Raw genomic sequence first — 15,552 nt, forward strand, 5'->3', positions numbered from 1 at the left:
GATACTCCGTGTCCTAATACGAGGAACGCAGGCGCACACCGTTATGGTGGCGCCTGCGCGGCTTCTGAGGTGAAGCTGCGGATCAGTTCTTGCCAAATACGATCCCGCCATCGACCTGCTTGTCGAAACCCATGTTACCGAACGTATAGTTCAGGCCGATATGGCTAGCGCCATCTCCGGCAAGGAACCCGGTGATATCGGCCCCGCAATCGCCCTGACCGCCGCAAACCGAACCGCTGCCCGATTCCACGGTTGCCACCAGATTATAATCACGGAACACCATGTGGTTCTGATCGCCGGCGACACCCACGGCCATGCCGCTGGCCGGATTGGCCGCGCCGCCATTGGTGGCAATGCCATAGGTGGATCCGCCAATCGTTACGTTCAGATCCACGCCGACATGAGGGATGGAGCCAAAGGCAACCGCCGCCGATCCGGTGACGCTGCCTGGCGCAATACTGCCATCGCGCATGGTAGGCGCGGTGGAGCCGACCATGGAATAGGTGGCCGTGCCGCTGGCAGGCAGATTGGTGGCCGGCGTGCCGGACACGATGTGCCAACCGCCATTGGTGGGTAGATCTGCCGTTGGCAGGTTGTAATATTTGCCCCCGGTCGTCCCGCCGGCCCATCGCGCCCATCCGATCACATCGGTCACGCTGCCCGCCTCGTGCAGCGAAGCAGAGCCGATGGTGGGTTCTTCATTGGGCGGCGCGAAGCTGTAGGCGATCGGCGCGCCGGTGGTGTTGTCGTAAGTGACGGTGGTGGGTTGCCGCTGATCGATCCCGATTACGCTGGAAGAATAGGTGGTGATCTGGTCGGCTCGCTCGGTGCCGTCCAGCGGCGGCGCATCGGGAATCAGCGTGCCGCCTTCGAACACCGACGCACCGGCGATAGTTGCCCATTCGCTCGCTTGCTCGTTGTAGATGATATAACCCAATGTGGCCCAGCCGGCCCCTTCGCCGCCAATCTGTCCTTGCAAGCGGGTGTTGCACAGCGTGGTCCCATCACAAGCTGCGCCTGCGGTGCTGACAGCGGTATTGGACACTGTGCTGTTGAAAGTCAGCATTGCATTGCCATCTGGCGAGAGAAACGTCGAAACTGAAGGATTCGCGATGCCGCCAGCCGTTTCAAAGCTGTAGGTTGCATCCGGCATAGCCACCGTTCCAGCCACGCCGACCAGATTGCTGGTCCCGAACTTGACCGCCATATCACCGGTAAAGGTGCCCGGAGCAGTGGCTTCGTTCGAATAGGTGGGTCGGGTTGCCGCCTTCAACGCGTAGTTGATCGTTCCGGTCGCGGGCAGATTGGCGAGTGCGGGAATCAGCGCATAATGCACCCCATTGTCGGCGCCGAAGATGGTCGAATAGAGTGTATTGGTCCCCGTACCTTCCAGCATTCCGCCATGGAAACGGCCAATCTGCCATTCACTGTCCCCGGCCAGGTCGGCGACCTGCATCGTGTTCCGGTCCAGCATGATGTCGCCTTCGCGCGTCGGATTGGTCGCATCATAGGTAAGCGACACCAGCCCGCGATCGTCGAACACCGGTATGAACAGGGCATTGGTCGAGACATAGTTGCCGCGGATATTGTTGCCGCCGCCATGGACGATAACTGGCAACAGACCAGTGCCGGAATAGGGGTTCGTCAGGCTGCCTGATGCGGCGCCGGCACCGGCGGTGAATGACAGATTATTGAGTTCGCTTGCCGCAAGCGAAAAGACACCGCTTGCTCGTTCGGCACCGCCTGTGGTGGTGAAATAACCGCCAGCCTGCGCAAAATCATCGGTAAACTGGCCGACTACGCGGACCAGACAGCTGTTACCAGCGGTGCAGAAATCGCCCGTGCCCGATGTAACGCTGGCAAACGGAGCAAAGGCGTAGCTCCCCATGGTTGCGCCTTGCGTGACCACAGCCGCAAGGCCGCCGGGGGTCGAAAATTCATAGGTGGTGTCCAGGCTCAGCGTCCCCTCCACCGCAACCCGGGGCGTATAGCCAAACGCCACGGCCATGGTCATGTCGAAACTGGCATTTGTTAGGCCATTGGTGGTTTGCGGGGCATAGCCGCCGGTCAGGGCGTAGGTTACCGTTCCGCCTGTCGGTAGAATGGTGTTGGGATTGGAAATGGCCACCATGTCAAATGTGCGGCCTTCCGACACTTGATAGGGCGTATCATAATAATCAAATGACCCTTCGCCAAAGCGGGTCAGCAAGACGTAATCGGTACCGCTCTGTTCCAGCACAGGCATGTCGCCCCGCCGGAAGCGAACCGCACCCAGATATTCCACATCATTTATGGCGCCGTCGTCGTCCCGTGTGGCTGAGCCTGAAACTGCAGGGTTGTTTAAGGTGGGACTTCCGGTTCCCTGCTGCGCGTAGGTGGCGCTGTAGAATACGATATTCGATGCATCGAAATCCGGCGCGACATATTCGCCGGTTCCACCACCCCCGCCACTGCCGGTATCCGCCACGAAGCCGGCCGATCCGGCAAAGCCGATGCTGCCGTCCCCGCCTTCGCGTGAAGCGTAGGAGAGGACCAGCGCCTCTGCTTCATCACCGCCCGGCGTGGCGCCGAGGTAGATGTTGCAGTTCGTAGCGCCAGCTACGCAGGCCTTGCCTGTTCCGACTAGTGGCGCGCTTTGCTGGATTGCCATCCGGTCCGCTGAAGTAGCAAAGGTCGTCACCGGCAGATCGAGCACGCCCGCCACACCGCCAGGCGTGGTGAAGGTGTAGGTCGTATCACCGGGCATAATCACGCTGCCTTCCGCCGCCATACGCAGCTGAAGACCATTATAATTCACAGCGATGGCTGCATCGAACGTGCCGGGAGCCGAAGAACCGTCGTTGAACGTGGGGCTGGTCGCGCTATCCAGAACATAGTTGATCGTCGCATTGGCAGGCGCGTTTACCAACGGTGCGGCGGTGGCGAAATGCAGCCCCTGATCGACGCCCAGCGCCCAGTACTGGCCACCATAGGTATAGCGATCACCGTAGACGCGCGTGGACGTGGTTACAGAGCCAATATCGCGTTCTGCTACCGTTGGCCCCTGAACCAGAATATCGCTCAGGATGTAGACCGGAGCGCCATCGGCATCCAGCGTCAACGGCATCGTGTAGCCACCGGTGCTGGTCGCGGCCTGAACGGCGGCATTGGGCCGGTTCAGCGCATGGGCAACGGCATAGGTTGCCGTCGATCCGCCCAGCGCGGGCAGGCCGGGAAACTCATCCGCATTTGGATTGCCGCCAAACCGCACATAGTTGAAATAGGTGTTGAGCAGCGCATTGTCTTCCGCCCGTCCGTCCTGTTGCAGTTTCAGGCTAACGTAATCCTGAAAGTACGCGAGCACGGTATCGAAATCGGCATCGGTAAAGGTGCTGGGAAGGCCATTGGCCTTGATATGGGCGAGAAACCCATCGACGATCGCCAGCTTCTGCGCATCGCTGAGACCCGTGGTGGGCAAGCCGGGGAACTGGTCTGCCGAGCCTCCATCGTTGAGCCAGGCGAGATAGGCCGTCAGGAATTCCCCCTGTCCGTCAGGCAAACCGGCCAGCAAACCCGCGTCGTTCAAGGCCTGAAGATAGGCGAGCAACGCCTGCTGCGTCAGCGAGTCATATTCGGACGGCACGCCGCCATCTGCCAGATATGCATAATAAACCGCCAGCGCCGCAGCATATTGTTGGGCAAGCGCATCGCTCAGACCGGGGATGAGCGCGTCGATGCCGTCGTAGTCACCGGGAAGACCGCCATTTTCCAGATAGGCGAGATAGGCACGCAAGGCATCGGCCTGCACTGCGAACAGGCTGTCCAGCAGGCCTGCGTTTTCGAGCGCGGCGAGATAGGCCTGAATCTGAGCGGCGGACAAGACATCATAGCTGCCTGCCGCGCCGCCATCAGCCAGATAGGCTAGATAGGCAGCGAGCGCATTGCCATAGGCGGTCAGCAGTTCCGGGTCGATCGTCCCATCGCCATAGACGAAGCTTGCTGGATCGCCCCCTTCCGCGAGAAATGCCAGATACGCCGCGATCAAGTCCTGCTGCGAGGCGAACAGCTGCTCGAGCTGACCGTTGGCCTGCAGATAGGCGAGGTAGGCATTGACGCTGTCCAGGTCGGCACCTTCGAAATCAGCGGCCGATCCACCCTGTTGAAGCAGGGTCAGATACTGGGCGAGAATAGCATTATAGGCGGCCTGGAACTGGGCCGCATTGCCGCTATCGGCGAGATAGCGCAGATAGGCTTCGATCAGGGCGGGCGACAGGGCTTGCGCGTCCCCATCGTGCACAATCGCCAGAGCCGCTGCGAGGCGCGCTGAGTAGTCCAGCAGGCGCTCGATATCGCCCGAAGGCAGCGCGCGCGGCGGCCATTCCAGAGCGCGTGCATCGACCGTCCGCGCCGCCTGTTGAATGTCGCCGGACGCGCCGATCGCGCTGAGGGCAAAACCCAGCGTGACGGGCAGGCCATTCAGTGCTGCGCCACGAATTCCTTCCTGCTTCAGCGATGCGACGGAAGCCAGGCGTTTGCTGTCAGGTGTCTGCTGCGCCGGATTGGCAAAGACGCGCCGGGCCTGTTCGCCGACCGCCATCGTCCAAGCGGACCCGGCGGAAAACTTGTTGGTCTTGCCTTCGCGGGCAAGGGTTGTGGTGCCGTCAAGGACATGCCCGCGAACCGCACCGTCACGCACTGTCAGGCTTGCAGAGCCGCTGATACGCGCACTGCCGCCGCTTTCGAAGAAGATGACGATGTCCGACTTGTCGTCTGATATGATCGTGATCGCGCCTTCACCAATTGTGAGACGCTCCCCGTCAATGAAGTAACGGGATTTGCCGACAAGACTGACAAGCGCGCCGCTGTTCAGCCTGATCTGGGTTACGCCCGAGCTTCGGGTTTGCCAGCTGCGTTCCGGCACGGAACCGTTGGATCCGAAAATATAGTCCGCCGCTTCGGCGGGGTGTGCGACGGCAAGAATGGACGCTGTCGCAAGCAGGAGTGTCTTGTTGAACATCGATCTTGCTCCAATCAGAATTCGTAGCGGACGGCCATGCTGGCCGTCATGCGGTCGTAGTCGTTGAGTGCGAAATTGCTCCAGTTGCGGGAATAGGTCAGGCGCGGACGGACATAGATGTCATCGCTCAGCAACGCCTTCAGTCCCAGAGAGACATCGAGCTGTTCGTCCTTGCGCCTGGCAAGAAACAGCGGATCGGCGCGATCGTATCGCCGCACTTCACCGGCGATCCCGGCGACCAGGGCAAGCTTGCTCGCGACGGGTTGCTCGATGCCGAGATTGACCCGCGCAAAGTCGAAGGACAGGTGATCGCCCGCATCACGGCGGGTCTCTTCGTGTCCACCGGAGATGCTCGCGATAAAAGTGCGGCCGGCATAGGACGCGCCCACTCCGTATCGGTCGGCATCGCGCAAGGGATCGCCATCGAAGTTCAATCGGAAATACTCGGCCGAAAAACTCAGGGCCTCACCATTACCCAGGCGCTTTGTGTATTGTCCGATGCCCCCCAGGCTGAGACGATAGCTATCACCGCCCAACCAGAATTGTTGTGCTTGTACAGAGAGGGAAAGAACGTCGCGGTTCGCCAGTGTGTGGCCGACGCCGGCTGTTCCGGTCACTGCCGCCTGGTCAAACGCACTGCTGTCGTAGTTTTCGCGCCAGTTGCCCAGCATTGAAGCGAACAGCCGGGTTTGCCTGGAAACCGCGGTAACTCCCGAGAGACCGCCGAGCACTTCGTGAAACGCCTTGCCCTGTTCACGCGCCCCCGTACCCAGGGTGCCTGGACCGAATGCTGCAAAAAGCGGGATCACGATCGTATCGTGATCGGTCGCGGCATTGATATTGCTGTCATAACCACCAGACACGTCAACAAAGCCGCTGACGCTGCTGCCACCGCCGGTAATCTGCTTGTCATAGTCGCGCACGATACGATCGAACCGTTGGCGCACGGGATCGGGCAGGCTTGGGTCGTTCACCACCGTATCGAATTGCTCGCGCGCCGTATCGATATCGCCGGCCATGGCATAGACACGCGCCAGTTCCGCACGAGCCTGAGTATGCTCGGGGTTGGCGGCGAGGACACGCTGAAAGGCGAGTATGGCCTCGGCCTTGTGCCCGGAATCGGCGGCTGCAAGTCCAAAGATGTAGTTGAAGTCCGGATCGCTGCTGCGCGCCTCCAGCTGCGGCTTCAGCGTTCGATAGGCAGCATCGGATTGCCCGGTATTCTGCAGTTGCAGGGCCTGGCCGACCAGATCATCCATTTCCGCATGGGCGGGGTGAGCTGCAATCAACGCCAGCCCTGCCGAACTCAACAGCAATCGTTTAACCACCAATAACCCCCTGTGCAGAATGACCTTTTTACCTGCAGCATGCCTACTCACGCCCACCGGCCAGAGGTATCCCGCGTTTGCGGGATGGTGGTTGCCGATAATCTGAATGAGAATGGGCCGGGATCGCGGATTTTTCGCAATCCCGACACGTCCGAGACATCAACTGGAATTATGATGAAACCTGTTCGTCGCTTTCTTTGCTCCCTGCTTGTCGTTTTTGGTTTGGCCGCACAGCCTGCGTTCGCTGATGATGGCGCGGTGAAGATCAGGGACCGAAAGGTTCTCAATGGCCAGACCGAGGTGGCGGTCGCTGCATTCAATGTCGCATTTATCTTTGAATCGACAGATCAGATCCAGAAGACCGGCGGCCTCATGGGCGCTTTTGGAGGCGTGACGAAAGCCAAGAGCGAACTTGTCGGGGTCACGCCCGAGATTATGCAGGCTGTTGCTGACGCTGCTTACGTCGACTTCATGGCGAAGCTGGCAGCACGGAACATCACCACGGTTCCCGTCGACAGTCTGTTTGCGGATGCGAATATCCTTAAGGCGATCAACGGGACTGGCCCGCGCGAGATCAGGATCGAGCTTGAAAAGAAAAGCACCGGCGTTGCCACAGTGGTCAAGCCTTCGGCACTTCCCGGGCAGATTACCTTGCAGGGCGATCTGAATGAGCGGCAAAGCCTCGGTTCATTCGGACGTGGTTTCAGTGAAAGCGGGCGGCAAGCGGCGATCAGGACCTATGTGAAGGAAAGCGGCATCCCGCTCGTCAGCGTGGTGTATCTGATCGACTTTTCGGACCAGAAGCGGCCCGGAGCGTTCAGCCTGAACGGGCTGAAGGTGAATGCAAATCTCTCGGTTGCTCCCAAGTTCTCGCGGATCACAGTGATTGGCTCGAAGGGACAGAGTGAGATCGTCTTGAACCAGGCAGTATCGGTCGATGGCGATTTCATCGAGCAAGCCGACGCCACAGGCAATACCGAGAAGACCGCTCAAGCTGCGGCCAATGTTGGCGGAGGGCTTGCGGCTGCCATGGGCATCGGCACCCCGATGATTGGTAAAACGCGCAAATATGCCTTCAATGCCAAGCCGGGAAACTACGAAGAAGGCGCAGCGATGGCAGCAACACGGGCCAACGATGTGATGACTGACGCGCTTGTCAGCTTGCGCTGATGGCCGGCTCCTTGATTCATTCGGGTCCGGGCGGAACGATGTCAGGGCGGTAAGCGTCGATGGCTTCAACATGGTTGCCGCAGCGGTTCATCGCTTCAGATTGATTTGCGGGCGCAGTTCTGCAACCTTCGCCTTCAGACTGGCGATGCACAGGGCAATTGTGAGGCTTTGATGTTGGGCGGTCCAGAAGCCTTCGGGGCCAGTCACGCTGACAATTCCTCCCTCTATGTCGATCCAATGTCCTGCCGGAGGCAGTGTCGCGGCGGCGCGCCAGGTGTCGGAATAGCGCAGTGCGCGAACATGCGAGCCGTCGGCGGCTTGCCAGATGCCGGGCTCCAGGTTGCGAAGTTCATTGAGCGCAGGAAAAACTGCAAAGGCGATCGTTGCATCGAGCTCGCGACTTGTCGAACGCGCACCGCGACAAGCCGCGATCGCTTGCGCCAGCATGCTGTGGTGACTTGGGAGTTTCCGGATTGTCCGGTTGCAATCGTCGGTCACGATGGTCACGGAACATCCTGGGCGGCTGCGCCAGGTTGTGGCCCGTCGTTGTCCGGTCTCATCTCTCGGATGCTTGCAGATCAACCATTCGCAGATAGGGCTTCAGAGTCCTGAACCCTTGCGGGAACTGACGCTGTGCTTCCTCGTCTGAGAGTTTTGGCGATATAACGACCTCGTCACCCGGAGACCAGTTGACCGGAGTCGCGATGCTGCGCGCATCCGTCAGCTGCAAGCTGTCGATGGCGCGTAGAATCTCTGCGAAATTGCGCCCGGTGCTGGGCGGATAGGTGAGGATGAGCCGGACCTTTTTTGAAGGATCGATGACGAAGACCGAGCGCACGGTAAGGGTAGGATCGCTTTGGGGGTGGATCATGCCGTAAAGTGTGGAGACAAAGCTGTCCGGATCCGCGATCATCGGGAAGTTCAACGCGGTGCCCTGGGTCTCCTCGATATCGAGTTCCCATTTGCGGTGCGCTTCGAGCGGATCGACCGAGAGCCCGATAGGCTTGACGTTGCGCTTTTCCCATTCGGCACGCAGCTTCGCCACTTCTCCAAGCTCAGTGGTGCAGACTGGAGTGAAATTCTTGGGATGGCTGAACAGCACCCCCCAGCTCGATCCGAGCCAGTCGTGAAAATGGATGCGACCGTGCGTGCTGTCCTGTTCAAAGTCTGGTGCAATCTGCCCGAGCTGGATGGCCATCGATTCCTCCGTTATCTCGGTTACAACGTGGATCAATCACGGTTCGCAAACAAACGAATATTATATATGAATGAAAGCAATATTTTTACTGGATAGAGGGAGGACATCCTGGGGATCTGCGTTGCGATATCGTCGGGTTGGCCTGCATACATGCAGCGCGCTCCGAAACCACCTCCGTATTGCCTGCAACCTTGCCCCTTCAGGGTCGCTTGCCTATGATCCATGCAGATTTTGAATGTATTACTCTTTTTACCGCAAGGATTATGCTGCGTGGATGTCGCGATCGCCCGGACATTTCTGGAAGTGGTGAAAACGGGCAGTTTTGTCGGTGCCGCTGCCAATCTCAATCTCACGCAAACCGCTGTCAGCGCCCGCATTCGCGTTCTTGAAGAACAACTCGATCAACAGGTCTTTATACGCAACAAGGCAGGAGCGAAGCTGACGCCTGCCGGCGAGCAATTCCAACGCTTTGCCACTACGCTCGTGCAGGTCTGGGCGCGCGCGCAGCGCGCGGTTGCGCTGCCGCCGGGTCGCGAGACGGTTGTATCCGTAGGCGCCGAACTCAGTCTGTGGAATCCCCTCCTGAGGCACTGGCTGCTGTGGATGCGGCGCGAGTGCGCCGAGATCGCAATCCGCACCCAGATCGATACATCGGAGCGCCTGATGGGGCAGGTACAGGACGGGTCTCTCGACCTTGCGGTCATCTATGCGGCGCCGAGCCGGCCCGGCGTCATTGCCGAATTGCTGTTCGAGGAAAAACTGGTCCTCGCCAGAACCACGCCGACCACTACCGAACTGACGCCGCAAGATCATGTGCAGATCGATTGGGGGGATGAGTTCGCCGCCAGCTATCAGGCTGCCTTTCCCGATCAGCCCAATGCGGTGCTGTCGATCAGCTATGGGCCGCTGGCCCTGGAATATATTCTGGCGACGGGTGGCAGCGGTTATTTCCGCAAAGGCTTTATCCGCACCTACCTTGAAGAAGGGCGTCTGGCGCTGGTTCCCGGCAGTCCGGAGTTTTCCTATTCGGCCTATGCGGTGCATTCGACGAAGGCGGATCCGGGCGTCATGGATCGCGTTCGTGCCGGCCTGCACGATGCGGCGAGGATCGCGGTATGACGAAACAACCATCTTCTCCGGTTTGCTATGCGGCGGAAGCCTCCGATACCTATATGGGATATGCCGATCGCGACGAGATCCTGGAGGCGCTGAACGAACTTCTCGAAGCTGAACGGGCCGGTGCTCGTGTGGCACTGAAAAGCAGCAAGGCAGCACCGGCTGACTATTCCCGATTGATGCAGGACGTCCAGAAGGACGAAGCGCATTGGTGCGCCATGCTGACACGGCAAATCCGACGCCTCGATGGTGTTCCTTCGCGCAAGACAGGTGCGTTTCTCGGCAAGGCGATGGCGATACCGGAGCCGTTTGAGCGACTTGCGTTCCTCAATCGCGGCCAGGCATGGGTGATCCGCAAGCTCGAAACGCTGATGCCGCGCGTCCGCGATGACGCGCTCCATGCAGACCTCAAGGCAATGGCGGACAAGCACCGGGAAAATGTCGAACTTGCCGATGCGCTTCTCGGCGGTCGGGGGCACGACGCCTGATTTGTTTAAACTCAAGCGAACCATCGGCCATCTCGCCAGTCACACGAACGTGGACCATTCCCGGAATTGCACTCACGGTGGCCAACCATTTGCTTTGGCTGCAGGCCCAGAGCCGGGAATGATATGAATATAATTGCGTTGAAATAGCAATAATACTCGTTTGCCTTATGATCCTGCAAGCGGGACAACGGTCAGTGTGAACTGAAACGCTTCTGACGGCGCTCCTGGAAGGTCTTGTCGATCAAGCCGCTGCGTTGCGAGGAATGTGCGGCTTCGAGGGCAGAACAGCAATGAAGACGAATGAGGCGCCCGGGGGTCCGTTGACCCCGGAGCAATGGCGATTGGTGAACCAGCTCGCCCAATCGCTCAAACCGGCGCAAGCGGGTTGGCTCGGTGCCTATTTTGCCGGGCTGGACGCCGGCCTGCGATTACCCTCGTCGCAGGCCGGTTCGTTCATGGCAGACGTGGGTCGGAAGCTTACGATCCTCTATGGCACCGAAACCGGCAATGCAGCCGAACTGGCGCGTGGCCTCGCCGCGGCGGTTGGCGCAAAAGGGATCGAATGCAGCCTGTCCGACATGGCCGATTACAAGGTGAGGCAACTCGCCCAGGAAGACGACCTGCTGATTATCGTCAGCACATATGGCGAAGGCGATCCCCCGCAACCGGCGACGGGCTTCTTCGAGTTTGTCGAAGGCCGCAAGGCGCCCAAGCTCGACGGGAAACGCTTTGCCCTCCTGGCGCTGGGCGATTCGACCTATGAGTTCTACTGCGAGGCCGGCAAACGGCTCGACCGCAGGTTCGAGGAACTTGGCGCGGAAAGACTCATTCCCCGTATCGATTGTGATATCGACTACGAGGATGCGGCCGAAGCGTGGATGGCGACGATCATCGACAAGATCGCCGCTGAGGCGGGATCGGGCGCTAGCCCCGCAGCAGGCGTGTCTTCGCCTACTGCGCCTGCAACAGTTCATGACAAGCGCAATCCGTTCTCGGCGACCGTCATCGACAATATCGCTATCGTCGGACGCGGCTCGACCAAGGAGACTCGCCATATCGAGTTCTCGCTCGAAGGATCGGGGCTGGTCTACGAGCCGGGCGATGCGCTGGGAATCGCCGCGAGTAACGATCCCGGCGTCGTATCCGCGCTGATCGACGCGCTGGCGCTGCAACCCGATGCCGAGTTCGAACACAAGGGTCAGGCCGCGAAGTTGGCGGAAGCGCTCACGCACCGTTTCGAGATCACCACGGCCACACCGCGTTTTCTCGACTACTGGGCGCTGCTGAGCGAAGCCGATGCCCTCAAGCAATTGCTGCACGAAGACCGGTCGGGTGAACGTTCGGTCTTTTTGCATACACACCATATCATCGACATCGTCCGCCGTTTCCCCGTGGCGGATATCATGCCGCAGGGTCTCGTCTCCGCACTTCGTCCCTTGCAACCGCGTCTCTACTCTCTTGCATCGAGTCATGCCGCGGTCCCCGAGGAAGCACACCTGACCGTGGCGCCAGTGCGCTATGATCTGCATGACGAGGCGCGCTGCGGCGTAGTATCTGGCCTGCTTGCGGATCGCGCGGAACCTGACACGGTGCTGCCGGTCTATATCCAGAGCAATCCGCATTTCCGCCTCCCGGGAGACGATGCACCGATTATCATGATCGGTGCCGGCACAGGTGTCGCGCCCTATCGCGCCTTCCTGCAGGAACGCGAGGTCAGGGGTGCGGCAGGCAAGAGCTGGCTTTTCTTCGGCGAGCGCAATTTTCGCAGCGACTTTCTTTATCAGACCGAATGGCAGGGCTGGCTGAAGGATGGGACGCTCGGTCGGATGGATGTCGCCTTTTCGCGCGATGGCAATGAGAAGGTCTATGTCCAGCAGCGCATGAAAGAGCAGAGCCGGGACATCTTCGCGTGGCTGGAAGAGGGCGCACACGTCTATGTTTGCGGCGATGCGAGCAATCTTGCCCCTGATGTTCACGAAGCCCTGACAGATATTGTCGCAAGCGAAGCACGAACGGGCCGCGAGGCGGCGGAGGACTATGTCCGCTCGCTCCAATCCGACCACCGCTATCAGCGCGACGTTTACTGAAAGTGTGCCCCATGACCAACGAGACCATCGATCGTAGCCGCGACCTGTCCCAACCCCTCGACCGGCTTGGGCCGGATGAGAGCATGAAAGACAGGAGCGATTATCTGCGCGGTAGTATCTGTGAGGGGTTGCTCGACCGGATAACCGGTGCGGTGCCATCGGACGATGATGTCAAGCTGATGAAGTTTCATGGGATCTATCAGCAGGACGACCGCGATGTGCGTGACGAGCGTCGCCGCCAGAAGCTGGAGCCTGCTTACCAGTTCATGATCCGTGTGCGACTGCCGGGCGGAGTCTGCAGTCCGGCGCAATGGCTGAAGCTCGATGAGCTTGCGCGTGCCCATGGCGGCGAAACCTTGCGCATCACCACCCGTCAGACTTTCCAGTTTCACTGGGTTCTCAAGGACAGCTTGCGACCGATCATTCAGGGCCTGCACGACACCTTGCTGGATACGGTCGCCGCCTGCGGCGATGACAGCCGCGGGGTGATGTGCACGGTCGATCCGCAGAGCTCGCAATTCCATGCAGACGTGGCGGCAATGGCCAAGCGTGTCAGCGATCATGTGATTCCGAAGACGCGCGCCTATCATGAAATCTGGTATGGCGACGAGCGCGTGGCTTCCTCGGAGCCGGAAGAGCCTTTCTACGGCCGGACCTATATGCCGCGCAAATTCAAGATCGGCTTCGCGCTGCCGCCATCCAACGACATTGATGTCTACACGCAGGATCTCGGTTTTATCGCCATTGGCGGCCCGGGTGGTCTGGAAGGCTTCAACGTCGTCATCGGCGGCGGCATGGGGCGCACCGATCAGGCACCCGAAACCTATCCGCGGCTCGCCAGCCTTGTCGGCTTCGTTCCGGTGGATCGGGTCATTGCCTGCGCCGACGCCGTTATGGCCGTCCAGCGCGATTATGGCGACCGCAAGGATCGTCTGCGTGCACGATTCAAATACACCATCGACGACAAGGGTCTGGACTGGATCAAGGCATGCATTGAAGAGAGGATGGGCACCCACTTTGATGAGGCGCGTCCCTTCGAGTTTGCGTCGAACGGCGACAGCTATGGCTGGAATTCCACACCGGACGGGCGCCATCACCGGACAGTCTTCATCCGGAGCGGACGGCTTGATCTGAAGCTGCTCGATGCCTTCCGCGATATTGCGCGTATTCATCGTGGAACGTTCCGCATGACACCCAACCAGAATGTCATCATCGCCGGCGTTCGAACGGACGATCGCGCCGCGATCGATGCCTTGCTGGCAGAATACGGGCTTGGTGCGGAAAATGTCTCGCCGTTTCGACGCAATGCCATCTCGTGCGTTGCCTTCCCGACCTGTGGTCTCGCGATGGCCGAGAGTGAGCGCTATCTGCCGGCTCTGATGGAGAACGTCGAGGAAATCCTCGACCGGCATGGGTTGGCCGATGAACCGATTACGCTGAGGATGAGCGGTTGCCCCAATGGCTGTTCGCGGCCCTATATTGCCGAGATAGGACTGACGGGTCGCGCGCCAGGCAAATACAATCTCTATCTCGGCGGTGGCTTCCATGGGGAGCGCCTGAACCGGATGATCCGCGAGAATATCAACGTAGGCGAAATCCTCGAAGTTCTCGACGAGACTCTAGGCCGCTACGCTCGCGAACGCGAACCGGGCGAACGTTTCGGAGATTTCACGGTCCGCGCCGGCATTGTGCGCGCGGTTACTGAAGGACGATTGTTCAATGAGTGATCGGGAAGAAACGAGACCTGATCCTGCGACGGTCGCCGCGGCCTTCGGGGTAGCGGCGGACATTGCCCACGGGGCCGTGGCCCCGCCGCTTTACATGTCGAGCACCTACGAGTTTGCAGGCTACGATCAGCCCCGGTTCTATGATTATGGCCGGGGCGGCAATCCAACCCGGGATCTCCTGGGAGAGGCCCTTGCCGAACTGGAATGCGGGACTGGTGCTGTCATAACGTCAAGCGGCATGGCCGCGATCGATCTGCTGGTAGGTCGCCTTCAACCGGACGATCTCATCCTCGCGCCGCACGATTGTTACGGAGGCACGATGCGCCTCCTCAAGGCACGCTCCGAACGTGGCCACTGTTCGGTGCGCTTCGTCGATCAATCGGATGATGCGGCCTTCGCGGCCGGGCTGGAGGAAGTGCCCGCACTCGTGCTGATAGAGACGCCCAGCAATCCGTTGATGCGCGTTGTCGATATTGCAGCGCTTTCTGCAAAGGCGAAGGAAGCGGGGGCAGCGGTGGCCGTCGACAATACCTTCCTGTCGCCCGCGATTCAGAAGCCGCTGTCACTGGGTGCCGACTATGTCCTTCACTCCACCACCAAATACCTGAACGGCCATTCCGACGTGATCGGCGGAGCTGTTGTCGCTGCAGATCGTGCAGACGCGCAGGACCTGCGCCATTGGGCCAACGTCGTGGGAACGGCAGGCGCGCCCTTCGATTCATGGCTCACTCTGCGCGGCCTGCGCACATTGTTCGCCCGTCTGCAGATCCAGCAGAGCAATGCGATGGCGATTGCGCGCTGGCTCGACCGGCATCCGGCCGTCGACAAGGTTCACTATCCCGGATTGCCAGATCACCCCGGGCACGCGATTGCCTCGCGTCAGCAGAATGGTTTTGGCGCAATGCTGAGTTTTGAACTGACTGGCGGAGTGGAAGCGGTTCGCCGCCTGGTCGCCGGTGTGAGATGCTTCACGCTCGCGGAATCGCTCGGCGGCGTTGAAAGTCTTGTCGCGCACCCGGCAACCATGACCCATGCCGACATGGGAGCGGAAGCAAGAGCGGTTGCAGGCATCAGTGACAGTCTGCTGCGCCTGTCGGTCGGGCTCGAAGCCGAACAGGATCTGATCGCCGGGCTTGAATGCGGACTGGCGGCGTGCGCCGCCTAGACGCAAATGCAAGGAGGAGGATGTGCCTGCATATGTGCTGATTATCGATCTGCTCGGCCTTGTCCTTGTCGTGATCGGCTTTTGCATGGCTTTTCGCCAGGACCTGATCCGACGCATTTTCGGGTGGCGGTCCCGGCCTGCTGTATCAGCGCGCCATCGGGATGACCCAATAACCTACATCCTGCGTATCGCCGGTATCATGTTGATGGCATTCGGTGTCGCCATCGGAGGTATGTTCACATTCTTCACACTCTTCAGCGGTAGCTAGGCCCGCGCC

Annotated in this window: 11 protein-coding genes; 7 read left to right on the forward strand and 4 right to left on the reverse strand. The window is 60.0% G+C overall.

Translation table 11 applies throughout. The annotated features are described in order from the left end of the window. Positions 1-82 precede the first annotated feature (82 nt). Entirely contained in the window at positions 83-4,996 is a 4,914-nt protein-coding gene (locus AB433_RS02610) for a hypothetical protein (protein ID WP_047819801.1), read from the reverse strand. 14 nt (positions 4,997-5,010) lie between these two features. Continuing rightward, positions 5,011-6,255 carry a surface lipoprotein assembly modifier gene (locus AB433_RS02615; protein ID WP_082134766.1) on the reverse strand — a complete coding sequence of 415 codons (1,245 nt, stop codon included), beginning with the start codon at positions 6,253-6,255 and terminating at the stop codon, positions 5,011-5,013. 153 nt (positions 6,256-6,408) lie between these two features. Between AB433_RS02615 and AB433_RS02620 the strand changes: the two genes are divergently transcribed. Then, a complete protein-coding gene (locus AB433_RS02620; protein ID WP_245626566.1) occupies positions 6,409-7,494 on the forward strand; it encodes a hypothetical protein in 1,086 nt (361 codons plus the stop codon). An 87-nt stretch (positions 7,495-7,581) separates the two neighbouring features. Here the strand turns inward: AB433_RS02620 and AB433_RS02625 are convergent, their stop codons facing one another. Both AB433_RS02625 and AB433_RS02630 read right to left on the reverse strand, forming a co-directional pair. Further along, a complete protein-coding gene (locus tag AB433_RS02625) occupies positions 7,582-8,001 on the reverse strand; it encodes a hypothetical protein (RefSeq protein WP_245626567.1) in 420 nt (139 codons plus the stop codon). A 49-nt stretch (positions 8,002-8,050) separates the two neighbouring features. Then, positions 8,051-8,692 carry a peroxiredoxin gene (locus AB433_RS02630; RefSeq protein ID WP_047819803.1) on the reverse strand — a complete coding sequence of 214 codons (642 nt, stop codon included), beginning with the start codon at positions 8,690-8,692 and terminating at the stop codon, positions 8,051-8,053. A 270-nt stretch (positions 8,693-8,962) separates the two neighbouring features. On the opposite strand from AB433_RS02630, the gene AB433_RS02635 reads away from it, so the two are divergent. From AB433_RS02635 to AB433_RS02660, 6 genes are all read left to right on the forward strand, one after another. Beyond that, positions 8,963-9,811, forward strand: coding sequence for a LysR family transcriptional regulator (locus AB433_RS02635; RefSeq protein ID WP_047819804.1), 849 nt, complete (start codon positions 8,963-8,965; stop codon positions 9,809-9,811). Then, positions 9,808-10,296 carry a DUF6306 domain-containing protein gene (locus AB433_RS02640; RefSeq protein ID WP_047819805.1) on the forward strand — a complete coding sequence of 163 codons (489 nt, stop codon included), beginning with the start codon at positions 9,808-9,810 and terminating at the stop codon, positions 10,294-10,296. The genes AB433_RS02635 and AB433_RS02640 overlap by 4 nt, the downstream gene beginning before the upstream one ends. Positions 10,297-10,586: 290 nt before the next feature. Continuing rightward, a complete protein-coding gene (locus AB433_RS02645) occupies positions 10,587-12,383 on the forward strand; it encodes an assimilatory sulfite reductase (NADPH) flavoprotein subunit (protein ID WP_047819806.1) in 1,797 nt (598 codons plus the stop codon). An 11-nt stretch (positions 12,384-12,394) separates the two neighbouring features. Continuing rightward, positions 12,395-14,110 (forward strand): NADPH-dependent assimilatory sulfite reductase hemoprotein subunit, encoded by a 1,716-nt coding sequence (locus AB433_RS02650; RefSeq protein WP_047819807.1) that lies wholly within the window; start codon positions 12,395-12,397, stop codon positions 14,108-14,110. Beyond that, the gene (gene metB, locus AB433_RS02655) at positions 14,103-15,275 is read left to right on the forward strand and encodes a cystathionine gamma-synthase (RefSeq protein ID WP_047819808.1); all 1,173 of its coding nucleotides are present in this window, start codon (positions 14,103-14,105) and stop codon (positions 15,273-15,275) included. Before AB433_RS02650 ends, metB begins: the two co-directional genes overlap by 8 nt. Positions 15,276-15,309: 34 nt before the next feature. Beyond that, the gene (locus tag AB433_RS02660; protein WP_156170653.1) at positions 15,310-15,543 is read left to right on the forward strand and encodes a hypothetical protein; all 234 of its coding nucleotides are present in this window, start codon (positions 15,310-15,312) and stop codon (positions 15,541-15,543) included. Positions 15,544-15,552 lie beyond the last annotated feature (9 nt).

Origin of the sequence: Croceicoccus naphthovorans (genome assembly GCF_001028705.1) — a bacterium.
In the GTDB taxonomy this organism is placed as follows: Bacteria; Pseudomonadota; Alphaproteobacteria; order Sphingomonadales; family Sphingomonadaceae; genus Croceicoccus; species Croceicoccus naphthovorans.

Bases quoted from the DNA above. Each gene is read 5' to 3' on its own strand.
- AB433_RS02610 (WP_047819801.1), bottom strand. From the start codon at position 4,996: ATGTTCAACAAGACACTCCTGCTTGCGACAGCGTCCATTCTTGCCGTC.
- AB433_RS02615 (WP_082134766.1), bottom strand. From the start codon at position 6,255: ATGGATGATCTGGTCGGCCAGGCCCTGCAACTGCAGAATACCGGGCAA.
- AB433_RS02620 (WP_245626566.1), top strand. From the start codon at position 6,409: ATGGTGGTTGCCGATAATCTGAATGAGAATGGGCCGGGATCGCGGATT.
- AB433_RS02630 (WP_047819803.1), bottom strand. From the start codon at position 8,692: ATGGCCATCCAGCTCGGGCAGATTGCACCAGACTTTGAACAGGACAGC.
- AB433_RS02640 (WP_047819805.1), top strand. From the start codon at position 9,808: ATGACGAAACAACCATCTTCTCCGGTTTGCTATGCGGCGGAAGCCTCC.
- AB433_RS02645 (WP_047819806.1), top strand. From the start codon at position 10,587: ATGAAGACGAATGAGGCGCCCGGGGGTCCGTTGACCCCGGAGCAATGG.
- AB433_RS02650 (WP_047819807.1), top strand. From the start codon at position 12,395: ATGACCAACGAGACCATCGATCGTAGCCGCGACCTGTCCCAACCCCTC.
- metB (WP_047819808.1), top strand. From the start codon at position 14,103: ATGAGTGATCGGGAAGAAACGAGACCTGATCCTGCGACGGTCGCCGCG.